A 22,724-nucleotide genomic window follows, 5' to 3' on the forward strand; every position below is an offset into this window, starting at 1 on the left:
AGGTATCGGCGGCCACCACGCGGGCCCCAGGGCGGGCGTGATCTGATGATCGGGTGGCGGATGTCGTGGTCGTCGGAGGCGGGCCTGCTGGTCGGGCCGCCGCCTCGGCCTGCAGCGATGCCGGTTTGGCGGTGACGCTGGTCGATCCGGCACCGCGCAGCGGCTGGGCGAGCACCTTCGGTTCCTGGGCCGACGAGCTGCCGCCCGACGTCGCCTCGCTGTCGACGGTGATGGACCGCGTTCACGTGCACGGCACGAGCTCCCACGTGTGGCAGCGGCCCTACGCGGTGCTGGACAACACCGCCGTGTGGAAGCACCTGTGGCGCGCCGACGTCACCGAGGTGACCGGCCGCGCGGTCGCCGCCGAGCACGGCCCGACGGGTTCCACGCTGATCCTCAAGGACGGCAGGCGGCTCGCGGCAGGGGTGGTCGTCGACGCCACCGGCCCTGCGCGAGCGCTGTCCGGCGGACGACCGGCGCACCCGCCTGCGCAGCAGACCGCGGTGGGCTGGCTCGTCGACTCGGCCACGGCCGAGGCGTTCTGCGGCCCGGGCGAGGGCGTGTTCATGGACTGGCGTTCGGCGCCGCGCACCCGGGGCGGCTGGCCGACGTTCCTGTACGCGGTGCGGGTGGGGCCCGACCAGGTCCTGTTGGAGGAGACCTCCCTCGCCCGCCGCCCCGCGCTGCCGCTGGCCCTGCTGCGGCGCAGGCTCGCCGGGCGCCTGACCGACGCCGGGATCGACCCCGAATCGCGGCTGGGCGAGGAGCGGGTGCGGTTCCCGGTCGACGATCCGCTGCCCCGGCCCGGCCGGGTCGTGCCGTTCGGCGCCGCGGCCGGATTCGTGCACCCGGCCAGCGGCTTCAGCGTCGCGCGGGCGCTGCGCCGCGCGCCTTGGCTGGCGGCGGCGCTGTCCGGTGGTCTGGCGGGCGTGACACCGGGTCCTGCCACGGCCGCGCGGGCGGGCTGGCAGGTGCTGTGGCCGCCGGACGTGCTGGCCGCGCACGTGCTGCGGCAGCGGTCGCTGCGCGTCCTGCTGTCGTTGCCGCCGGAGCTGGTGCCGGAGTTCTTCGAGGCGTTCTTCACCCTGCCCGAGGCGCACCGGATCGAGTTCCTGTCGGGTGAGGGCACCTCGGCGGGCACGGCGCGCGCCATGTCGGCGCTGTTCACCCGGGTTCCGTGGAGCGTGCGCCGTAGGATCGTGCTGGGTGGGATGTCGTTCGGGCATCCCGCTGCGAAACACGGTCTCGGCGGAAGTTGATCTGCGTCCCATTCCACGCTGAATAAGCGGTGAAATGGCGTCCGCTTTTACGCCATTCGCGGGACGCGCAAATCACAATCCTGTTTTTCGAGTCGCCCTATTCACAAAACGTTCACGCTGCGTGCAGGCATTTACCCGATAGGCTCTGGCCGTTGTCTACGCAGTGTGATCAGGCAGACTCGGAATGAGGTGCCCGGTGCCACGCACCGTTCGTCCGGCTGATGTTACGTGCTGCTCAAGCACGCTAAGTTGGTCGGCGGGAATGGCGGCGCTCCGCCGACGAGGAGGAGCTGAGATGTCGGTGAACAGATCGTGAACACGGTCGCTGGAGAAGTATGAGCCGGGGCAATATCGACTCCGTGCTCGCGCTGGTGGACGAAGTGCGCTTCGCGTTCCAGCCATTGATCAACATCAAGACCGGTGCCATCGTCGCGATCGAGGCGTTGGCCCGGCCGGCGGGCGCGCACGTCCAGGACCTGTTCCGGGAAGCGGCGCGCCTTCGTCGGCTCACCGAGCTCGATGTGGACTTGGCGGTGAACGCCGTGCAGGCAGCGGCGGAGCACGAATCACTGCTCCCGCTGCACGTGAACCTCTTCGGGGGCACCGTGGTCCACGACCACGACCGGCTGGGCCTGCTGCGCGAGAAGCTGCGCGAGGTCGGCAGGCGCGAGCAGGAGATCACCCTCGAGATCGGGCCGCCGTTCGCCCGGATCGACCCGGATCAGCTGCTGGAGGGCATCGGCAAGCTGCGTTCGGAGGGCTTCCAGATCGCCCTCGACGGGGTCGGCGACGGCGACATCCCGCTGACGATGATCGGTGACATGGGCCCGGCCACCATCAAGCTCGACCGGGGTGTCGTGCAGGGCCTGCCCGACGATCCGGCGCGGGTCGCCGTCGTCGAGTCGGTGCGCCACCTGTGCGAGGCCACCGAGAGCCAGCTGGTCGCCGAAGGCGTCGAGAGCGACCGCCAGCTCAACGCGCTGCGGCGCAACGGCGTGCGCCTGGTGCAGGGCAACCTGCTCGCACCGGCCGGCCGCAGGCCTCCGACGACGAGCACCGTTCCGGGCGTGGCAGCCGAGGTCACCGACCCGCACTCGCCGACGGTCAGCACCCTCGCCAGCGGGCCGCGCGTGACGGAGTTCCTCTCGCCCGCGACGGTGCTGTCCATGGACGTCACCGCCGACAAGGTGCGCGAGGTGCTGGCCGACCACACCGAGATCAGCGGTGTCGTGCTGGTCGACGAGCACAACCGGCCGAGGCACACCATCGACCGGAACCGCTTCCTGCTGGCGGTGACCGGCCCGTACGGGCACGCGCTGCACGCCAAGCGCCCGGCTTCGCGGCTGGCCGACGAACCACGGGTGGTCAACACCGGCACCACCGCGATGGAAGCGCTGAGCATGGTCACCCGCTCCGACCAGTACCGGATGTACGACGACGCGATCGTGGTCGACGAGGCCGGCCGCTGCCTGGGGGCGGTCCGGGCCGGTGACCTGATCCGCGGCATGGCGGAGATGAAGGTCGAGGAGGCCGCCGCGCTCAACCCGCTGACCCGCCTGCCGGGCAGCGACGCGATCGCCCGCGACGTGGCCCGGCGGATCGCCGCCGGCGAGATCTTCGCGGTGAGCTGGCTGGACATCGACGGCTTCAAGGCGGTCAACGACACGGCCGGCTTCTCCGCCGGTGACGACGTGATCCGCTCGATCGGGCGCAGCCTCACCGACGCGGCGGCAGCGCTGACGTCGGTGCAGGTCGGTCACGTGGGCGGCGACGACTTCCTGCTGGTCGCGGACCTGGACGACCTGGTCACGCTGGCCGACTCGGTGCTGGGCACGTCCCGCACCGCGGGCGACGTGGAGATCACCGTCTCGCTGGCCACTCTGGTGTGCACGACGCAGACGGTCTCCGACTACGACGAGGCGTCCAGCAAGCTCGCCCCGCTGAAGCACTACGCCAAGCAGCTCACGGGATCGAGCTGGGTCATGTCCCGACCGGGCTCGGAGCGGATCGAGGTCCTCAGGGGTCAGGGCCCCGGAGCACCCCCGGTCCAGGCACCGCCTCTGACCAGCACCCCTCCCCCGCCGGTGCCGCCCACCCAGGGACCCCCGCCATCGCCGCCCATGGGTTTCCCCACCCACGACCCCGAGCAGATGCACTACGGCTACTGAGCGCGAAGAGGCCCCCGGCACGAATGCCGGGGGCCCCAACGTCAGGCAAGCGGCGAAGCCGCTCTCTCTTCTCAACACCTGAGCAACCCGCACCGCCACGCAAGCGGACCGCGGGATTCAAGAACGATCAGACCGTGAAGCCGAGGGCTCGTAGTTGCTCGCGCCCCTCTTCGGTGATCTTCTCCGGTCCCCACGGCGGCATCCAGACCCAGTTGATCCGGAAGTCCGAGACGAGGCCGCCACCCGGTCCGCCGCACAGGGCGGCGCGGGCCTGGTCCTCGATGACGTCGGTCAGCGGGCAGGCCGCCGAGGTCAGCGTCATGTCCACGGTCGCGGAGTTGTCCTGCTCGACGCGGACGTCGTAGACCAGGCCGAGGTCGACGACGTTGATGCCCAGCTCGGGGTCGACCACGTCGCGGAGGGCCTCTTCGACGTCCTCCAGCTTGGCGACCTCGGCCGCCGGGGCGGCTTGCTCAGGCAGGGCGTCAGCAGTGCGCGCCTCGTCCTGCACTTGGGTCTCGTCGCTCACATTGCCTCCTGAAAGTCTGTTGGCATGGACTGGCCGTCAGGCCTAGCGGCGGAGCCGCTTGCTCCTCACCCCACCCGAGCAACCTGCACCGCCGCAGGTTCTGAGCGGGTTCGTGGCGAGTACGCCGCGACGCCGTGTATTGGCATACATCAGGAGCGGCGCACGGAGTCCACGAAGCCGCTCAGGTTCTGCCACCCGCACCGCTACGCACATCTCCGCACACCCTCACTCTCACGCTCGGGAGACCGCGTCCTTGAAGGCCATCCAGCCGAGCAAGGCGCACTTCACTCGCATCGGGTACTTGGCCACGCCGGCGAAGGCGATGCCGTCTTCCAGCACGTCCTCGTCCGGTTCGATCTTGCCTCGGCCGTGCATCAGCTCGCTGAACGCGGCCTCGGTTTCCAGGGCTTCCTTCAACGGCCTGCCGACGACCAGGTCGGTCAGCACCGACACCGCCGCCTGGCTGATCGAGCAGCCCTGTCCCGCGTAGGAGACGTCGTCGACGATGGCGTTCTCGTCCTCGCCGGTCAACCGCACCCGCAGCGTCACCTCGTCCCCGCAGGTCGGGTTGACCTGGAAGGACTCGGCGTCGAACGGCTCCCGCAGCCCGTGCCGGTGCGGGTTGCGGTAGTGGTCCAGGATGATCTCCTGGTACATCTGCTCAAGCTGCATGTCGCGATCCTCGGTCGAAAGTCAGGCAACCCCGAAGAAGCGCTGCGACTCGCGCACCGCATCCACCAACGCCTTGACCTCATCCAGTTCGTTGTACAGGTAGAACGACGCCCGGACCGTCGCGGGAATTCCCATCCGGCGGTGCAGCGGCCAGGCGCAGTGGTGGCCCACGCGGACCTCCACGCCTTGGTCGTCGAGCACCTGGCCGGCGTCGTGCGGGTGCACGCCGTCGATCACGAAGGACACGGCGCCACCGCGGTGCTCGGTGCTGGTGGGGCCGATGATCCGCACGCCCTCGATCGCGCTGAGCTCGCGCAGCGCGGTCTCGGTGAGCGCGTGCTCGTGCGCGGCCACCCGGTCCATGCCCACCTCGTTGAGGTAGTCCACGGCCGCACCGAGCCCGACGACCTGCGAGGTCATCGGCACGCCCGCCTCGAACCGCTGGGGCGGCGGGGCGAACGTGGAGCGCTCCATGTGGACCAGCTCGATCATTGAGCCACCGCTGATGAACGGCGGCATCGCGTCGAGCAGCTCGCGGCGACCGTAGAGCACGCCGACCCCGGAGGGGCCGAGCATCTTGTGCCCGGAGAACACCGCGAAGTCCACGCCCATGGCCTTGAAGTCCACGGGTGCGTGCGGCACCGACTGGCACGCGTCGAGCACGACCAGCGCGCCGACCTCGTGGGCGCGGCGGATGATGTCCTCGCCGGTGTTGACGGTGCCCAGCACGTTGGACTGGTGGGTGAAGGCCACGACCTTGGCCCGCTCGGAGATCACCGAGGCGACGTCGGTGGTGTCGAGCCGGCCTTCGTCGGTGACCCCGAACCAGCGCAGCGTGGCGCCGGTGCGCTCGCACAGCTGCTGCCACGGCACCAGGTTGGCGTGGTGCTCCATCTCGGTCACCACGACCTCGTCGCCGGGGCCGAGGCGGAAGCGCTCGGCTTCCGCCCCGGCCGTCGCGGCGTTGCTCATGGCGTAGGCGACGAGGTTCACGCCCTCGGTGGCGTTCTTGGTGAACACCACCTCGTCATCCCCGACGCCGATGAAGTTCGCGATGCGTTCTCGCGCGCCTTCATAGGCGTCCGTGGCCTCCTCGGCCAGCTGGTGCGCGCCGCGGTGCACGGCGGCGTTGGAGGTCTCCAGGAAGGAGCGCTCCGCGTCGAGCACCTGGCGCGGCCGCTGCGAGGTCGCCCCGGAATCGAGGTAGACCATGCGCTTGCCGTCGCGGATGGTGCGACCCAGGATCGGGAAGTCCGCGCGGATCGATGCCACGTCCAGCGGGGTGCTCGCACCAGTGGTGCGAAGAGGCTGTTGGGTCATGACTGGGCGGCCGCCTCCTTCTTGCCGGTGAACCGCACGTAGCCGTTGGTCTCGAGCTCGTCGGCGAGCTCGGCGCCACCGGACTCGACGACCTTGCCGTCGGAGAACACGTGCACGCGGTCCGGGGTGATGTGCTTGAGGATCCGGGTGTAGTGGGTGATCAGCAGAACGCCCTTGTCACCCTTGCCCTTGAAGCGGTTGACGCCGTCGGAGACGACGCGCAGGGCGTCGACGTCCAGACCGGAGTCGGTCTCGTCGAGCACCGCGAACTTCGGGTTGAGCAGGTCCAGCTGCAGGATCTCGTGGCGCTTCTTCTCACCGCCGGAGAAGCCCTCGTTGACGCTGCGCTCGGAGAAGGACGGGTCGATGTCCAGGTCGGACATCGCCTGCTTGACCTCCTTGACCCAGTGCCGGATCTGCGGGGCCTCACCGCGGACGGCGGTGGCGGCGGTGCGCAGGAAGTTCGACATCGACACGCCCGGCACCTCGACCGGGTACTGCATCGCGAGGAACAGGCCCGCGCGGGCGCGCTCGTCGACGGACATCTCCAGGACGTCCTCGCCGTCGAGCAGCACCGTGCCCGAGTCGATCTGGTACTTGGGGTGACCGGCCAGCGCGTAGGCCAGGGTCGACTTGCCGGAGCCGTTGGGCCCCATGATGGCGTGGATCTGACCGGAGTCGATGGTCAGGTTGACGCCCTTGAGGATCGGCTTCGGGCCGTCCTCGGTGAGGACCGAACCGTGCAGGTCCTTGATCTCCAGGGTGGCCATTTCTTCTCGTTCTCCTGGTGTGTGGTACCGAAAGTCTGGAATCGATCGTGGCGCTCAGGCGCCGACGACTGCGAGCTCTTCCTCGATCTCGGCCTCGAGGCGCTCCCGCACCTCGGGCACGTTGATCTTCTGCAGGAGCTCGCCGAAGAAGCCGCGCACGACCAGGCGGCGTGCCTGGTCCTGCGGGATGCCCCGGGCCTGCAGGTAGAACAGCTGCTCGTCGTCGAACCGGCCGGTGGCGCTGGCGTGGCCGGCTCCCTCGATCTCGCCGGTCTCGATCTCCAGGTTCGGGACCGAGTCGGCCCGCGCACCTTCGGTCAGCACCAGGTTGCGGTTGAGCTCGTAGGTGTCGGTGCCCTCGGCGGCGGCCTGGATGAGCACGTCGCCGATCCACACCGAGTGCGCCGAATCGCCCTGCAGCGCGCCCTTGTAGAGCACGTTGCTGCGGCAGTTGGCCACGCTGTGGTCGACCAGCATGCGGTGTTCCAGGTGCTGGCCCGCGTCGGCGAAGTAGATGCCCAGCAGCTCGGCGTCGCCGCCCTTGTCGGCGTAGTTGACGGTGGTGTTCACGCGCACCAGGTCGCCGCCGAGGGTGACGGCGAAGTGGCGGAACACCGAGTCGCGGCCGAGGGTGGCGTGCTCGGAGCTGACCTGCGTGGCGTCGTCGGCGAAGTCGTGGATGGACACGACCCGCAGCTGCGCGCCGTCGGCGACGACGAACTCGACGTTGTCGCCGATGGTGCCCGAGCCCCGGTAGTCGATGACGACCACGGCTTCGGCGAACTGCTCGGCGTGGATCTGCAGGTGGCCGAAGGCGACCTGGTCCGCACCGGGGCCGTCGATGGTGACGGTGACCGGCCCGGAGAGCTTGGTCTCCTTGGGCACGGTGACCACGGTGGCCTCGGTGAAGGCGCTCCAGGCCTGGGCGGCGACGCGGTCGGCGGGCACTCCGCCCTTGCCGATGCGCGCGTCGTCGCGGCCCACGGTCTCCACGGTCGCCTCACCGGTGACCTCGATCTTGAGGTTGCCGGTGGCGGTGGCGGAGCCGTCGTGCAGGCCCTTGAGCCGCTTCAGCGGGGTGAACCGCCAGTCTTCCTCGCGCCCGCCCGGGACCTCGAAGGCCTCGACGTCGTAGGAGCGGAAGCGCTCCCCGCGGGAGGCCTGCGGAACGACAGGCCCCCCGTGGGAGTGCTCGGCGAGGCCGTGCTGAGCGGCGTCGTCGGTCTTGGTGGTGCTCATCTCAGCCGACGGCCCCTTCCATCTGCAGCTCGATCAGTCGGTTCAGTTCCAGTGCGTACTCCATCGGCAGCTCGCGCGCGATGGGCTCGACGAAGCCGCGGACGATCATCGCCATGGCCTCGTCCTCGGTCAGACCGCGCTGCATCAGGTAGAACAGCTGGTCATCGCTGACCTTGGACACCGTCGCCTCGTGACCCATGGTCACGTCGTCCACGCGGACGTCGACGTACGGGTAGGTGTCGGAGCGGCTGATGGTGTCGACCAGCAGCGCGTCGCACTTGACGTTCGACGAGGAGTGGTGGGCGCGCTTGGCGACCTTGACCAGACCTCGGTAGGACGTGCGGCCACCACCGCGGGCGATCGACTTGGAGACGATCGTCGAGGAGGTGTGCGGCGCCAGGTGCTCCATCTTCGCGCCGGCGTCCTGGTGCTGGCCCTCGCCGGCGAAGGCGACGGACAGGACCTCGCCCTTGGCGTGCTCGCCCATCAGGAACACCGAGGGGTACTTCATGGTGACCTTGGAGCCGAGGTTGCCGTCGACCCACTCCATGGTCGCGCCCTCTTCGGCCTTGGCGCGCTTGGTCACCAGGTTGTAGACGTTGTTCGACCAGTTCTGGATCGTCGTGTAGCGGCAGCGGCCGCCCTTCTTGACGATGATCTCCACGACCGCCGAGTGCAGCGAGTCGCTGGAGTAGATCGGAGCGGTGCAGCCCTCGACGTAGTGCACGTAGGCACCCTCGTCGACGATGATCAGCGTCCGCTCGAACTGGCCCATGTTCTCGGTGTTGATCCGGAAGTAGGCCTGCAGCGGGATGTCGACGTGCACGCCCGGCGGCACGTAGATGAAGGAGCCACCCGACCACACGGCGGTGTTCAGCGCGGAGAACTTGTTGTCACCGGCCGGGATGACCGAGCCGAAGTACTCCTTGAAGATCTCCGGGTGCTCGCGCAGAGCGGTGTCGGTGTCCAGGAACAGCACGCCCTGGGCCTCCAGGTCCTCGCGGATCTGGTGGTAGACGACCTCGGACTCGTACTGCGCGGCGACACCGGCGACCAGCCGCTGCTTCTCCGCTTCCGGAATGCCCAGCTTGTCGTAGGTGTTCTTGATGTCCTCGGGCAGGTCTTCCCAGGTCTGGGCCTGCTGCTCGGTGGACCGGACGAAGTACTTGATGTTGTCGAAGTCGATGCCCGACAGGTCCGCGCCCCAGTTCGGCATGGGCTTGCGGTCGAACAGCTTCAGGGCCTTCATGCGAGTCTCGAGCATCCACTCGGGCTCGCTCTTCTTGTCCGAGATGTCGCGGACGACGTCCTCGGACAGACCTCGCTTGGCGGTTGCGCCCGCGACGTCGTTGTCGGCCCAGCCGTATTCGTAGCTGCCCAGCGTCGCCAGGGTTTCTTCCTGGGTGAGCTGACCAGAACCGTCGGTGGTGGGATTGCGCTGCTCCGCAGCGGCAGTCATACGGACTCCCCTCCAGCAGGAATCGGGGCGGTGTTCTGCCGGTCCTTCGGGACCGAACCGGCAGAGGTCTGTTCGGAGTCCGGGCTCTGGCCCGGATCCGTCAACCGCGCGGTTGGTACGTGCGTGGTGCAGGCCGCATCACCGTTCGCGATCGTGGCCAGCCGCTGCACGTGGGTGCCGAGTACTTCGGCGAACGCCGCCGTCTCGGCTTCGCACAGCTGCGGGAAGTCCGCAGCCACGTGCGCCACCGGGCAGTGGTGTTGGCAGAGCTGCTCGCCGCTTCCGACGCTGCGCGCCGAGGCAGCGTAGCCCTCCCGGGTGAGCGCGTCGGCCAGTACCTCCGCGCGCTCGGCCGGGGTCCGAGCGGCTACGAGAGCGTCGCGGTGATGGGCCACGAGGGCTGCCATCCTCCGCTCGGCGAACTCGCGCACCGCTTGTTCCCCTTCGTGTTCGGCGATGAACCGCAGTGCCGCCACCGCCAGGTCGTCGTAGGCGTGCCCGAACCTCGCCCTGCCCGACTCGGTGAGCAGGTAGAGCTTGGCCGGCCGGCCACGACCCCGACGGCCGCGCGGAGAGGACTCCCGGGTGTAGGCCTCACCCTCGGCGACCAGCACGTCCAAGTGCCGGCGCACCGCGGTGGGGCTGACCCCGAGTTCTTCGGCCACCGCAGCAGCGGTGATCGGCCCCCGTTCCAGCAGCAACCGCGCAACCGTGTGACGGGTCCGGCCGTCGCCTTGCGCAGCCGTGCCGAGATGGCCCGCAGGCCCCGTCTCGGTGGCGGCTGCGGTCGGCTTCGACGTCCCGACCTTTTTCACAACACGAATGTTACCTATTTCGATCGCAGGCACCAGGGCGCGGGGCGGGCACGTGACCTGACTCACGCGATTAGGCTTCGTCCTCGTGGCTGCAGGCGAAACGACGACCCAGGCGGCGTTGCTCCCCGGATCGGACTCCTCCGAACGGACCAGCACGTTGCCGATCGACCATGCCGAGCGGAGGCAGCTCGACCACATCCGTCGCTTCGGCACCACCGGATCTCTGATCCTGGCCGCCGGAGCGTTCGGCGCAGGCGCCAACCCGGTGATCAACCCGCTCTACGGCGCCCGCCTGCTCGGCCTGCTCACCCGGATGCCCACGGTGGCGATGGCCATCTGCTGGCTCGGGATGCTGATGATCATCGCGGCCTGGCTGTGGCTCGGGCGGCTGTGCCTGCCCGGACGCGAACGCATCCTCACCGTCGGCCAGCTGGCGCGCACCGCCGCGATGTGGGCCCTGCCGCTGGCGCTGTGCCCGCCGCTGTTCAGCACCGACATGTACAGCTACCTCGCGCAGAGCGAGGTGGCCGCGCGCGGGCTCAACCCGTACCTGGTCAGCCCGGTCATCGGGCTGGGCGTGGACCACCCGTTCACCAGCAACGTGCCCAACATCTGGCGCGACACCCCCTCGCCCTACGGGCCGCTGTTCCTGATGTTCGGACAGCTCATCTCGCGGATCATCGGCGACAACGTGATCTTCGGGGTGCTGCTGTGGCGCGTGGTGATGCTGTGCGGCCTGGCGCTGGCGATCTGGGCGATCCCGCGGCTGGCCCGCCGCTGCGGCGTGCACCCGGCGGCCGCGCTGTGGCTCGGCGTGGCCAACCCGATCGTGCTGTTCCACGTGATCAGCGGCATGCACAACGAGGCGCTGATGGTCGGCATCATGCTGACCGCCATCGAGCTGGGCCTGCGGTTCCAGTCGATCCCGGGGACCGTCGCCGCCGGCGTGCTGCTGACCATCGCCGGTGCGATCAAACCACCGGGCTGGATCGCGCTCGGCTTCTTCGGCATCTGCCTGGTGCTGCTGCAGGGCGGTCGATGGCGCGACCTGTTCCGCATCGGCGGCCTGCTCGGTGCGGTGTTCCTCGTGACCATGACCGTGATCACCGTGGGCAGCGGCTGGGGCCTGGGCTGGATCGACACCTTCGACGTGCCCAACCGGGTCAAGACCGTCATGGCCCCGCTGACCGCGTTCGGCATGGCCGGCGGCGGGGTGTCCACGCTGCTGGGACTGGGCAACCAGACCGACGCGATGCTGGCCATCACCAAGATCATCGGCTACCTGATCGTCGCCGGCGCGTGCCTGTGGATGCTGTGGCTGTCCTTCCGCGGGCGCATCCAGCCGCTGGTGGCCATGGGCGCGACGTTCCTCACGCTGGCGCTGGCGGTGCCGGTGCTGTGGCCCTGGTACCTGCTGTGGTCGGTGGTGCCGCTGGCGCTGGCGACCAACAGCTCCCGGTTCCGGGTCACCGCGACGGTGATCTGCGCGGCCGTGTCCCTGGTGGTCCCGCCGACCGGGGCCGGATTCCTGCTGCGCGCCTACCAGGTTCCGCTCGCGGTGATCGCCGCGCTCATCGCCTTCACGATCATCCTGCTGCTGGTGAGGAAGCGCATGCCCGCCCTCTGGCCCACCCTCGGCCGTGTTCGGCCCGTCACGCAATAGGCTGTGAATCCGTGAGCAACGAGAGTCCGGCCGTCCTGCTGCGCGGGCTGGAGAAGCGCTTCGGGGACACCACCGCGGTCGCCGGCCTCGACCTGTGCCTGCCGCGCGGCAGCGTGCTCGCGCTGCTGGGCCCCAACGGCGCGGGCAAGACCACCACGGTGGAGATCTGCGAGGGCTTCCAGCGTCCCGATCGCGGCGAGGTCCGCGTCCTGGGCCTCGACCCGCGCACCCAGGGCGAGCAGCTGCGACCCCGCATCGGCGTGATGCCGCAGGGCGGCGGCGCCTACCCGGGCGTGCGCACCGAGGAGATGTTGCACCTCGTCGCCGCGTGCACCGCCGACCCGCTCGACCCGGCCTGGTTGCTGGAGGTGCTCGGGCTGGAATCGGTGCGCCGGACCTCCTACAAGCGGCTCTCCGGTGGCCAGCAGCAGCGCCTGTCGCTGGCCTGCGCTCTCATCGGCAGGCCGGAGCTGGTGTTCCTCGACGAGCCGACCGCCGGGCTGGACCCGCAGGCCCGCCGCATGGTGTGGGACCTGGTCGCGGCGCTGCGCCGGGACGGGGTGAGCGTGCTGCTGACCACGCACCTGATGGACGAGGCCGAGGCGCTGGCCGACCGGGTGGTGATCGTCGATCACGGCCGCGCGGTCGCCGACGGCACCGCCGAGGAGCTCACCGCACCCGCCGACGGCAAGCAGGAGCTGCGGTTCCGCTCGCAGACCGCGCTGGACCTGGACCTGCTGCTGGCCGCGCTGCCCGAGGGCTACAACGCCGAGGAGCTGCGGCCCGGCGACTACGTGGTGCGCGGCGAGATCAACCCGCAGGTGGTCTCCACGGTGACCGCCTGGTGCGCCCAGCACAGCGTGCTGGCCCAGGAGCTGCGGGTGACCCGCCGCAGCCTGGAGGACGTCTTCCTGGACCTGACCGGACGGGAGCTTCGATCGTGACCGCCGCCGAGCTCGGTGACCGGTTCCCCGCCGGAACCTTCTCCCCCTCCCCCGGCCGCGGCAGGCCGCTGCGGATGCTGGCCGCCCAGACCCGCATCGAGACGCTGCTGATCGTCCGGCACGGCGAGCAGGCCCTGCTGACGCTGATCATCCCGATCGCCCTGCTCATCGGCATGAGCACGATCCACATCGGCGACCTGCCCGACCCCCGGGTCAACTCGGTGATGCCGAGGATCCTGGCGCTGGCGGTGATGTCCACGGCCTTCACCGGCCAGGCCATCGCACTGGGCTTCGACCGCCGCTACGGCGTGCTCAAGCGGCTCTCGGCGACGGCGTTGCCGCGCTGGACGCTCATCTCCGGCCGGGTGCTGGCCACCCTGCTCGTCGTGGCGCTGCAGGCCGTGGTGCTGAGCGCGACCGCGCTGCTGCTGGGCTGGTCACCGGCCCTGACCGGGCTGCTGCCCGGCGTCGGGCTGCTGATCCTGGGCACGCTCGCCTTCGGCGCGGCCGGCGTGCTGGTCGGCGGCGCGCTGCGCCCGGAGATCGTGCTGGCGCTGGCCAACGCCATCTGGTTCGTGCTGCTGCTGGCCGGAGGCCTGGCGCTGCCCGCCGACGACCTGCCCGGCCCGCTCGCGGTCATCGCCGGGTTCCTGCCCTCGGGCGCGCTCGCCGAGGCGCTCGACGCGGTCATGGTCCACAGCGCCCTGCCGGGCGCGCAGCCGATCCTGGTGCTGCTCGCCTGGGGCGTCGCCTGCGGAGCGACGGCGCTCCGCACGACCCGGCTGACCTGAGGCGCTTCCTCCTCCGGCGAGGGCGGCCGCGGCGCCGCCCGTCCGACCTCCCGGAGCCGAGGTCGCGCTACTCACACCGCTGGGAGGAAAGGGCCGCTGTTCCTTCTAAAGTGGCGGGCATGACGAAGATCGCTCGGCATGCCAAGGCATCCCTCGAACTGCTCCACGCGATGATCTACTTCGCTCCGGAGGCCGAAGACCGCTTCACCAAGCTCGGCCTCAAGCCCGGCCGGATGAGCTACTACGCGGGACGTTCCGCCGCGATGGGTCCGGTCGGCGCCGGTGTGGTGGCCGCGACCTTCTACAACTTCAACCCGGTCTCGGTCGCCAAGTCGATCCCGGCCGCCTGGGACATCGTCTCCCCCGCCGAGGTGCTCGACGCCCGCCTGGACGCCGTCGACGCGGCGTACCACCGGCTGCTCGGCGACGAGGTGCTGGCGTCCGAGGACGTCGTGGAGTGCGCGGAGCTGGCGCGGATCGCCTCCGAGGCGTGCCTCCCGGACGGCAAGCCGCTCTACGCCGCGCACGCCGACCTGGAGTGGCCGGAGACCCCGCACCTGAAGCTGTGGCACGCGATCACGCTGCTGCGCGAGTTCCGCGGCGACGGCCACATCGCCGCCCTGCAGCAGGCGGGCATCTCCGGCATCCAGTCGCTGGTGCTGCACAGCACCATGCGCGGCGGGTTCACCCCGGAGGCCGCCCGCACGCTGCGCGAGTGGTCCGAGCAGGAGTGGGCCGAGGCCGGCGAGCAGCTGCGGGAGCGCGGGCTGATCGACGCCGACGGCGAGCTCACCGAGGAGGGCAAGCAGTTCCGCGAGTCCATCGAGCTGCGCACCGACGAGATGGCGCTGGCCCCGTGGCAGCACCTCGGCGAGGAGCGCACCGCGATCCTGGTCGAGAAGGGCGGCAAGCTCAGCAAGACCCTCGTCGAAGCAGGAGCCCTGCCTGCCGGGCTGTTCAAGTGATCGAGCTTGCACAGGCGTGACCTGCGGGCGGGGTGATCCGAGGCGCCGAATACCATTCGGTTGTGGCGCTACCTACTTGGATCTCCCGCCCGTCACCGCGCACCGTGCGGATCCTCGCGATCGCCGTGCTGGTGACGCAGGCATTGATCTCGGTGACCGGAGCGACCGTCCGCGTGACGGGCTCCGGACTGGGATGTCCGACCTGGCCGCAGTGCTTCCCGGGCAGCATGGTCCCGATGCCGCACGCGGAGGTCGCCGTCCTGCACCAGGTGATCGAGTTCGGCAACCGGCTGCTCACCGGTGTCGTCGGCTTCATCGCGCTGGCCTGCCTGCTGGCCGCGTGGCGCTGCCGCCCGCACCGCAAGCGCCTGGTGCTGCTGGCGCTGATCATGCCGCTGGGCGTGGTCGCGCAGGCGATCATCGGCGGCCTGACGGTGCTGGTGAACCTGGCCTGGTGGAGCGTCTCGGTGCACTTCATGGCCTCGGCGGTGCTGATCTGGCTGGCCGCGATGCTGGTCAAGGCCACCACCGAGGGCGATCGGGCCCCGCTGGCCGTGGTCACCCGGCCGATGCGCCGCCTGCTGGTGGCGCTGGTCGTGGTCACCGCCGCGGTGCTGGTGGCGGGAACGCTGGTGACCGCCGCCGGTCCGCACGCGGGTGATCCGGACACGCCTCGCCTGGGCTTCGCCGTGGCCACCCTGGTGCAGCTGCACGGCCTGCTGGTGATGGCCTACGTGCTGCTGCTGGCGGTCTTCGGCGCGTGGCTGCGCTCGGCGCGACCCACCAAGGCGCTGATCAAGGCCTACGTCGCGGCGTGCGCGATGGTCCTCGTCCAGGGCGCGATCGGCTCGGTCCAGTACTTCCTGGGCGTCCCGGAGGTCCTGGTCGTGCTGCACGTCGCCGCCGCCACCTGCGTGATCATCACAACAGCGATCCTCTGGACCGAGTCCCGCAACCGAGGCCCCCTCCCCCACCCGGAGATCGCCGAACCCCAGCGCTCCGTGGCGGTCTAGGAGCATGCGGCGGAGCCGCATCCTCTTTCACCACCCTGGCAGCCGGCACCGCCGCGGGTTCTGAGCGGTTTCGTGGCGAGTACGCCGCGACGCCGTGTATTGGCATACATCAGGAGTGGCGCACGGAGTCCACGAAGCCGCTCAGGTTCCGCCACCCGCACCGCCGAGCCGAGCGACCACGCACCATCGCCTAGAACTTCAGCTTGGGTTTGCCTTCTCTTTCCCAGCGCCGCCACAGCTCCGGCATCTCCCCGGAGAGCCACCTGTAGAACTCGTTGACGGTGCGCAGGCGGCGGGCTCGTTCGCCTTGGCCGCTGAACATGCGCAGACCGGTGGCGGTGAGCTCTTCGAGGTCGGTGACCCGCTCCATGCGCTGGCGCACGAGCGCCGGCCAGCGGTCCTCCTCGACCTGGTAGAGGGCGGCTTCCCGGCCTTGGCGGGTGGTCTTGGAGATCACGCCGAGGCGCATCAGCAGGCGAACGTTGGTGCTGATGGATCCGGTGCTGGCGGCCAGGGCGTGGGAGAGCTCGTTGGCGGTGCGCTCCGGCGGGTCGCAGATCAGCAGGAACGCGAGGATGCGGCCGGCGATGAGCGGCATTCCCTCGGTCGCTTCGAAGTGGGCCGCCATCTGCTCGATCCACTCCGACATGGCGGGCCGGTCGGTGCGCTGCAGGTATTCCTCGGCCTCGGACACGCCGCCTCCCTCTAGATCGAGTTCAGTATCCGCTGAAAACATAAACCACAGCGAACGACTCGACCAGCCGGTGGCGACGGCGTGTCCGGAAGTGCCAGGTCAGCCGGCGTTCCGACCGGCCATCTTGCGGCGGTGGGCGGCGCCGATCTTCAGGGCCGCGGTGGTCTCGGAGTCCCACTCGCTGGCGGTCAGGCCGTCGACGGCCTCCACCAGGGCCTCGCCGACGGCGGGGCCGGTGACCATGACGTCGCCGAGGCGGCCGTCCTCGCCGATCAGCACCACCCGGGCGCCGGCACGGCCGATGTTCTCCACCACCGCGCGGGCCGACCCACCGTGGTCGGCGACGAACGCCTTGGCCACGGCCAGGGCCTTCGGGGTCGGCGCGGTGCTCTGCTCGGTGTCCTTCTCGGCTGTCATGCCGGGATCCTAAACAGGTTAGGCCCCGGGGCAGAACCGGTCGTTGCGGAAGACACTCGATCTCGGGCGCTCCAGCGGCTCGCACCCGAAGATGGGAGGCGGTGGTCGTGGGCGGGATGATCGACGGCGGCCGTCGCGTTGCTCCTGACGGCCATGAAGCTAGCCCTGCGAAGGAGAAGACAGATGCGCGCGATTCGGGTAGCGACCAACGGTGGTCCGGAGGTCCTCGAACTCGGTGAGGTCGAGGTGCCCGAGCCCGGCCCCGGTCAGCTGCTGGTCGACGTCGCCGCCGCCGGGGTCAACTTCATCGACACCTACCAGCGCAGCGGCCTGTACTCGATGCAGCTGCCGTTCACCCCGGGCTCGGAAGGCGCGGGCGAGATCGTGGCGGTGGGCCCGGACGTCGACGGGTTCGCGGTCGGCGAGCGGGTCGCGTGGGCGATGGCACCTGGCAGCTACGCCGAGAAGGCGCTGGTCCCGGCGAGCTCGGTGGTGAAGGTCCCCGACGGCGTGGCCTCCGACGTCGCTGCGGCGGCGATGTTGCAGGGCATGACCGCGCACTACCTGATCAACTCGACCCACGAGGTCAAGACCGGGGAGACGGTGCTGGTCCACGCGGCGGCGGGCGGCATGGGGCTGCTGCTGACCCAGCTGATCAAGTCCAGGGGCGCGAACGTCATCGGCACCGTGTCCACCGACGAGAAGGAGCGGCTGGCGCGCGAGGCCGGCGCCGACGAGATCATCCGCTACACGCAAGCCGACGTGGCCGCCGAGGTCCGCGATCTCACCGACGGGCGCGGCGTGGACGTGGTCTACGACGGGGTCGGCAAGTCCACGTTCGAGGCGAGCATGGCGAGCCTGCGCCCGCGCGGGACGCTGGTGCTCTTCGGCGCTTCCAGCGGTCCGGTGCCGCCGGTCGACCCGCAGCGCCTGAACTCCGGTGGCTCGCTGTTCCTGACCCGGCCGTCGCTGGGCCACCACCTCCTCAACCGCGAGGAGCTCGACTGGCGCGCGGGCGACGTCTTCAACTGGATCGCCAGCGGCGCGATCACCATCCGCATCGGCGGCACCTACCCGCTGACCGACGCCCGCAAGGCCCACGAGGACCTCGAAGGCCGCCGGACCACCGGCAAGCTCCTCATCATCCCCTGACCAGCCCTTTTCGAATTTCGCGCGAAATTCGAGCTCGAAAGTTCAGGCTCGAATTTCGCGCGAAATTCGTATCCCACAACGTCCACACACGCCTGACCTGCGCAGACACGCCCGACCGCGGGGTGTTGTTCAATGTCGCGCGAAATTCGAATACCGCTGCCCGGGTGGGGTGGCCTACCAGGGCCAGCCGAGGACCGGGAGGCTCAAGGCCGAGTCCACCGCGAGGGCCACGAACACGATCATCAAGTACGTGTTGGACATGTGGAACAGGCGCATGGGCTTGGTCGGCACGCCGCGCTTGGTGGCCGCGTGCAGGCGGTGGGCCAGCACGATGAACCACGCGCCGGCGACCAGGGCGAAGGCGGTGTAGAGCCAGCCGGTCGCCGGGACCAGCAGCAGCGTCCAGAGGACCATGAGCCAGGTGAACAGCACGATCTGCCGGGACACCGCGGTCGGACTCGCCACGACCGGCAGCATCGGCACACCGGCGCGCTCGTAGTCGTCCTTGTACTTCATCGCCAGCGACCACGTGTGCGGCGGCGTCCAGAAGAACACGACGCCGAACATCACCAGCGCGGGCCAGTCGATGCGGCCGGTCACCCCGGCCCAGCCGATCACCACCGGCATGCAGCCGGCGGCGCCGCCCCACACGATGTTCTGCGCGGTCCGCCGCTTGAGGACCATCGTGTAGATGAAGACGTAGAACAGGATCGTGGCCACGGCGAGCACGCCGGCCAGCAGGTTCGTGGCCGCCCACAGCACCAGGAACGAGCCGGCGCCCAGGGCGACGCCGAAGATCAGCGCGTGCCGGTTGGACACCGTGTGCCGCACCAGCGGCCGGGCGCGCGTGCGTTTCATCACCTGGTCGATGTCGGAGTCGACCACGCAGTTGAGCGCGTTGGCGCTGCCCGCGGCCATGGTTCCGCCGACGAGCGTGGCCAGCACCAGGAAGGGCGACGGGATGCCGCGCACGGCCAGCAGCATGGCGGGGATGGTGGTGACCAGCAGCAGCTCGATGACCCGCGGCTTGGTCAGCCCCAGATAGGCCTTGAGCAGGTCAGCGGCCTTGCGGGCGGGCTGACCGGAGAGGTGCGCGGCGGTGGTCACGACGCTGCGCTCACCGACGACATGACACTCCCCGCACTTGCCGAGTCACGCTCCCACCGGTTCCCGAAGAACGGAACCGAACCGTTAGGCAATAGTAGTCGCGCTACTGAAGCCGGTCCCGCGCGGGTGCGAGTGCGCCTGTTCACACGGGTCACGGGCTAAACTGGAACCGTTCGGCGATCAGCCGCGTTCCGGCGGTTCAGCAGCGCGAAGACCGGTTCTCGTGCACGCTGGTCGACGAATCGCCGGCACCCCCATCGCCTGAGGAACGGTCCTCGCAGGTCGAGGCTGGTCAGCAGGGGGTCTGCACCGTTTCTCAACGGGCCGCCGGGCGCCTGATCCCGAGAGACTAGGCTGCCCGACGGACGAGGGATAACTGCGGTTCGAATCGGTCCAGTGGACCGTTCGCCGCGTTGAGGGAAATACCGCCGAAGGAAAACTGGAGCTGCGTCCGTGTCCGTCACCGACGACCTTGCCCGCTTGACGACCAAGCGACTGCCCAACGACTGGACCGAGCTGGATCAGCGCGCCGTCGACACCGCGCGCGTGCTCGCCGCCGACGCGGTGGAGAACTGCGGAAGTGGACACCCGGGCACGGCGATGAGCCTCGCGCCCGCCGCCTACGCCCTGTTCCAGCGCGTCATGCGGCACGACCCCACCGACCCCGAGTGGATCGGCCGCGACCGCTTCGTGCTGTCGGCCGGGCACTCGAGCCTGACGCTGTACGTGCAGCTGTTCCTCTCCGGCTACGGCCTGGAGCTCGAGGACCTCAAGCAGCTGCGCAAGTGGGGTTCGCTGACCCCGGGTCACCCCGAGTACGGGCACACCAAGGGTGTGGAGACCACCACCGGCCCGCTGGGCCAGGGCCTGTCGACCGCGGTCGGCATGGCGATGGCCGCGCGCCGCGAGCGCGGTCTGTTCGACCCGGAGGCCGGCGCGGGCGAGAGCCCGTTCGACCACCACATCTACGTGATCGCCTCCGACGGCGACATCGAGGAGGGCGTGACCTCCGAGGCGTCCTCGCTGGCCGGCGTGCAGCAGCTGGGCAACCTCACGGTGATCTACGACGCGAACGAGATCTCCATCGAGGACAACACCGGCATCGCGCTGACCGAGGACACCGCCAAGCGCTACGAGTCCTACGGCTGGCAGGTGCTCACCGTCCACGGCGGTGAGGACGTGCAGGGTCTGCTGGAGGCCATCGAGTCGGCCAAGGCCGAGACGGCCCGCCCGACCCTGATCGTGCTGCGCACGGTCATCGGCTACCCGGCTCCGACCAAGATGAACACCGGCAAGGCCCACGGCGCCGCGCTGGGCGGCGACGAGGTCGCCGAGATCAAGAAGGCGCTGAGCTTCGACCCGGAGCAGTCCTTCGAGGTCACCGACGAGGTCCTGTCGCACGCCCGCGAGGTCGTCGAGCGCGGCAAGCAGGCGCACGCCGAGTGGCAGGTCGCCTTCGACAAGTGGGCCTCGGCCAACCCGGAGCGCAAGGCGCTGCTGGACCGGCTGGCCACCCGCGAGCTGCCGGCCGGCTGGCAGGAGAAGCTGCCGAGCTGGGAGGCCGACGGCAAGGGCGTCGCCACCCGCAAGGCCTCCGGTGAGGTCCTCAACGCGCTGGCCGACGTGCTGCCCGAGCTGTGGGGCGGTTCGGCGGACCTCGCCGAGAGCAACAACACCAGCATGAAGGGCCAGCCCTCGTTCGGCCCGGAGTCGATCTCCACAGACTCGTGGTCGGCCAACCCCTACGGCCGGACGCTGCACTTCGGCATCCGCGAGCACGCCATGGGCGCGATCCTCAACGGCATCGCGCTGCACGGCGGCACCCGCCCGTACGGCGGCACCTTCCTGGTGTTCAGCGACTACATGCGTCCGGCGGTGCGCCTGGCGGCCCTGATGAAGGTCCCGTCGATCTTCGTCTGGACGCACGACTCCATCGGCCTGGGCGAGGACGGCCCGACGCACCAGCCGATCGAGCACGTCGCCTCGCTGCGCGCGATCCCCGGCTTCTCGCTGGTCCGCCCGGCGGACGCCAACGAGACCGCCGCCGCGTGGAAGACGATCCTGGAGAACCCCAGCGGCCCGGCCGGCCTGGCGCTGACCCGCCAGGGCGTTCCGACGCTGGAGGGCGTGACCGCCGACGGCGTCGCCAAGGGCGGTTACGTCCTGGCCGACGCCGCCAACGGCAACCCGGAGCTGATCCTGATGGCCACCGGTTCCGAGGTCCAGCTGGCCGTCGAGGCCCGCCAGGCCCTGGAAGCCGAGGGCGTGGCCACCCGCGTCGTGTCGTTCCCGTGCGTCGAGTGGTTCGACGCCCAGGACGAGGCGTACCGCGAGTCGGTGCTGCCGAGCTCGGTGAAGGCCCGCGTCTCGGTCGAGGCCGGCATCGCCATGCCGTGGTACCGGTTCGTCAAGGACGCCGGTGAGTCGGTTTCGCTGGAGCACTTCGGCGCTTCGGCCGACTACAAGACCCTTTACGAGCAGTTCGGCATCACCACCGAAGCCGTTGTCGCAGCTGCTCGACGCAGCCTGAGCAACGCCAAGCAGGCGTGAGCGGAGGAATTTCTGTGACGACCAACGCGAACCTCAAGGCCCTGACCGAGGCCGGAGTGTCGATCTGGCTGGACGACCTGTCCCGCCAGCGCATCAGCTCGGGCAACCTGGCCCAGCTGATCACCGACCAGGCGGTCGTCGGGGTCACGAGCAACCCGACGATCTTCGCCAACGCGCTGTCCAACGCCGCCGACTACGCCGACAAGGTCAAGGACCTCGCGGCGCGCGGTGCGAGCGTGGACGACACCATCCGCGAGCTGACCACCGCGGACGTGCGGGACGCGGCGGACATCTTCCGCGACGTCTACGATCAGACCGGTGGTGTGGACGGTCGGGTCTCCCTGGAGGTCGACCCGCGGCTGGCGCACGACACCGACAAGACGGTCGCCGAGGCGATCGATCTGTGGAAGGCCGTGGACCGGCCGAACCTGATGGTCAAGATCCCGGCCACGGTGGCGGGCCTGCCGGCCATCACGAAGGTGATCGCCGAGGGCATCAGCGTCAACGTGACCCTGATCTTCTCCGTCGAGCGCTACAAGGCCGTCATGGACGCCTACCTCGCCGGTCTGGAGCAGGCCAAGGGAGGCGGGCACGACCTCGCGTCGATCGAGTCGGTGGCGTCGTTCTTCGTCTCCCGCGTGGACACCGAGATCGACAAGCGGCTGGACGCGATGCAGGAGGGCCACCCGCTGCGCGGGCAGGCCGCGATCGCCAACGCCCGCCTGGCCTACGCCGCCTACCAGGAGGTCTTCTCCTCCGAGCGGTGGAAGGCCCTGCAGGCCGAGGGTGCTCGGGCGCAGCGCCCGCTGTGGGCCTCGACCGGAGTGAAGGACAAGTCCTACTCCGACACCCGCTACGTCGACGAGCTCGCCGCGCCGAACACGGTCAACACCATGCCGGAGTCGACGCTGCAGGCCACCGCCGACCACGCCGACGTGCGCGGTGACCTGGTCAGCGGCACCGCCGAGGCCTCGCAGAAGGTCTTCGACGACCTCGCCGCCGCGGGCATCGACCTCGACGACGTCTTCAAGCACCTGGAGACCGACGGCGTCGACAAGTTCGAGAAGTCCTGGAGCGAGCTCCTGGACACGGTCGCCGCTCAGCTGGAGCAGGCCAAGTAAGTAACGCCACGTGCGTTGAGTCGGTCCGGGCCGGTGCGGCGTCATGTCGCACCGGCCCGGATCGGCGAGAATCCCC

The 22,724-nt window shown here is 69.8% G+C and carries 20 protein-coding genes; 10 read left to right on the forward strand and 10 right to left on the reverse strand.

The annotated features are described in order from the left end of the window. The first annotated feature begins 53 nt into the window (after window positions 1–53). Entirely contained in the window at window positions 54–1,259 is a 1,206-nt protein-coding gene (locus tag KBO27_RS21160; RefSeq protein WP_210971620.1) for a lycopene cyclase family protein, read from the forward strand. 335 nt (window positions 1,260–1,594) lie between these two features. After that, window positions 1,595–3,427, forward strand: a complete 1,833-nt coding sequence (locus tag KBO27_RS21165; RefSeq protein WP_210971621.1) for a GGDEF domain-containing protein — start codon at window positions 1,595–1,597, stop codon at window positions 3,425–3,427. A gap of 127 nt (window positions 3,428–3,554) precedes the next feature. Here the strand turns inward: KBO27_RS21165 and KBO27_RS21170 are convergent, their stop codons facing one another. The 7 genes from KBO27_RS21170 to KBO27_RS21200 form a co-directional block, all read right to left on the reverse strand. Then, window positions 3,555–3,956 carry a metal-sulfur cluster assembly factor gene (locus KBO27_RS21170; RefSeq protein ID WP_132678060.1) on the reverse strand — a complete coding sequence of 134 codons (402 nt, stop codon included), beginning with the start codon at window positions 3,954–3,956 and terminating at the stop codon, window positions 3,555–3,557. Between the two features lie 231 nt (window positions 3,957–4,187). Further along, the gene (gene sufU / locus KBO27_RS21175) at window positions 4,188–4,628 is read right to left on the reverse strand and encodes a Fe-S cluster assembly sulfur transfer protein SufU (protein ID WP_210971622.1); all 441 of its coding nucleotides are present in this window, start codon (window positions 4,626–4,628) and stop codon (window positions 4,188–4,190) included. Window positions 4,629–4,649: 21 nt separating this feature from the next. Further along, a complete protein-coding gene (locus KBO27_RS21180; RefSeq protein WP_210971623.1) occupies window positions 4,650–5,948 on the reverse strand; it encodes a cysteine desulfurase in 1,299 nt (432 codons plus the stop codon). After that, window positions 5,945–6,718 carry a Fe-S cluster assembly ATPase SufC gene (gene sufC / locus KBO27_RS21185; protein ID WP_210971624.1) on the reverse strand — a complete coding sequence of 258 codons (774 nt, stop codon included), beginning with the start codon at window positions 6,716–6,718 and terminating at the stop codon, window positions 5,945–5,947. Before sufC ends, KBO27_RS21180 begins: the two co-directional genes overlap by 4 nt. A gap of 54 nt (window positions 6,719–6,772) precedes the next feature. Beyond that, window positions 6,773–7,957, reverse strand: a complete 1,185-nt coding sequence (gene sufD / locus KBO27_RS21190; RefSeq protein ID WP_210971625.1) for a Fe-S cluster assembly protein SufD — start codon at window positions 7,955–7,957, stop codon at window positions 6,773–6,775. Between the two features lies 1 nt (window position 7,958). After that, window positions 7,959–9,416 carry a Fe-S cluster assembly protein SufB gene (sufB, locus tag KBO27_RS21195; protein ID WP_132678068.1) on the reverse strand — a complete coding sequence of 486 codons (1,458 nt, stop codon included), beginning with the start codon at window positions 9,414–9,416 and terminating at the stop codon, window positions 7,959–7,961. Then, the gene (locus tag KBO27_RS21200; protein WP_210971626.1) at window positions 9,413–10,231 is read right to left on the reverse strand and encodes a helix-turn-helix transcriptional regulator; all 819 of its coding nucleotides are present in this window, start codon (window positions 10,229–10,231) and stop codon (window positions 9,413–9,415) included. Before KBO27_RS21200 ends, sufB begins: the two co-directional genes overlap by 4 nt. Before the next feature lie 85 nt (window positions 10,232–10,316). Here KBO27_RS21200 and mptB point away from each other — a divergent pair, with 85 nt between their 5' ends. The 5 genes from mptB to KBO27_RS21225 all read left to right on the forward strand — a co-directional run bounded on the left by mptB (window position 10,317) and on the right by KBO27_RS21225 (window position 15,607). Then, window positions 10,317–11,894: a polyprenol phosphomannose-dependent alpha 1,6 mannosyltransferase MptB gene (gene mptB, locus KBO27_RS21205; RefSeq protein WP_307870530.1), complete on the forward strand. Its 1,578-nt coding sequence runs from the start codon at window positions 10,317–10,319 to the stop codon at window positions 11,892–11,894. Between the two features lie 11 nt (window positions 11,895–11,905). Further along, window positions 11,906–12,838: an ABC transporter ATP-binding protein gene (locus KBO27_RS21210; protein ID WP_210971627.1), complete on the forward strand. Its 933-nt coding sequence runs from the start codon at window positions 11,906–11,908 to the stop codon at window positions 12,836–12,838. Between the two features lie 74 nt (window positions 12,839–12,912). Continuing rightward, window positions 12,913–13,629 carry an ABC transporter permease gene (locus KBO27_RS21215; RefSeq protein ID WP_210971745.1) on the forward strand — a complete coding sequence of 239 codons (717 nt, stop codon included), beginning with the start codon at window positions 12,913–12,915 and terminating at the stop codon, window positions 13,627–13,629. A gap of 119 nt (window positions 13,630–13,748) precedes the next feature. Then, complete coding sequence (locus tag KBO27_RS21220; protein WP_210971628.1) at window positions 13,749–14,594, forward strand: SCO6745 family protein; 846 nt, start codon at window positions 13,749–13,751, stop codon at window positions 14,592–14,594. A gap of 62 nt (window positions 14,595–14,656) precedes the next feature. After that, entirely contained in the window at window positions 14,657–15,607 is a 951-nt protein-coding gene (locus KBO27_RS21225; protein WP_210971629.1) for a COX15/CtaA family protein, read from the forward strand. Between the two features lie 190 nt (window positions 15,608–15,797). Here KBO27_RS21225 and KBO27_RS21230 read toward each other — a convergent pair whose 3' ends face one another. Together KBO27_RS21230 and KBO27_RS21235 are read right to left on the reverse strand one after the other, a co-directional pair. Beyond that, window positions 15,798–16,301, reverse strand: a complete 504-nt coding sequence (locus KBO27_RS21230) for a GbsR/MarR family transcriptional regulator (protein ID WP_307870531.1) — start codon at window positions 16,299–16,301, stop codon at window positions 15,798–15,800. A 99-nt stretch (window positions 16,302–16,400) separates the two neighbouring features. Further along, window positions 16,401–16,718 (reverse strand): hypothetical protein, encoded by a 318-nt coding sequence (locus KBO27_RS21235; protein WP_210971630.1) that lies wholly within the window; start codon window positions 16,716–16,718, stop codon window positions 16,401–16,403. Window positions 16,719–16,901: 183 nt separating this feature from the next. On the opposite strand from KBO27_RS21235, the gene KBO27_RS21240 reads away from it, so the two are divergent. Then, a complete protein-coding gene (locus KBO27_RS21240) occupies window positions 16,902–17,870 on the forward strand; it encodes a quinone oxidoreductase family protein (protein ID WP_210971631.1) in 969 nt (322 codons plus the stop codon). Window positions 17,871–18,044: 174 nt separating this feature from the next. On the opposite strand, the gene KBO27_RS21245 is transcribed toward KBO27_RS21240, so the two are convergent. After that, window positions 18,045–18,977, reverse strand: coding sequence for a heme o synthase (locus KBO27_RS21245; protein WP_210971632.1), 933 nt, complete (start codon window positions 18,975–18,977; stop codon window positions 18,045–18,047). Between the two features lie 453 nt (window positions 18,978–19,430). On the opposite strand from KBO27_RS21245, the gene tkt reads away from it, so the two are divergent. Both tkt and tal read left to right on the forward strand, forming a co-directional pair. Continuing rightward, the gene (gene tkt, locus KBO27_RS21250; protein WP_210971633.1) at window positions 19,431–21,527 is read left to right on the forward strand and encodes a transketolase; all 2,097 of its coding nucleotides are present in this window, start codon (window positions 19,431–19,433) and stop codon (window positions 21,525–21,527) included. Window positions 21,528–21,541: 14 nt separating this feature from the next. Further along, window positions 21,542–22,648, forward strand: coding sequence for a transaldolase (gene tal, locus KBO27_RS21255; protein ID WP_210971634.1), 1,107 nt, complete (start codon window positions 21,542–21,544; stop codon window positions 22,646–22,648). Window positions 22,649–22,724 lie beyond the last annotated feature (76 nt).

Source organism: Saccharopolyspora endophytica, from assembly GCF_018070075.1.
Taxonomy (GTDB): Bacteria; Actinomycetota; Actinomycetes; order Mycobacteriales; family Pseudonocardiaceae; genus Saccharopolyspora; species Saccharopolyspora endophytica.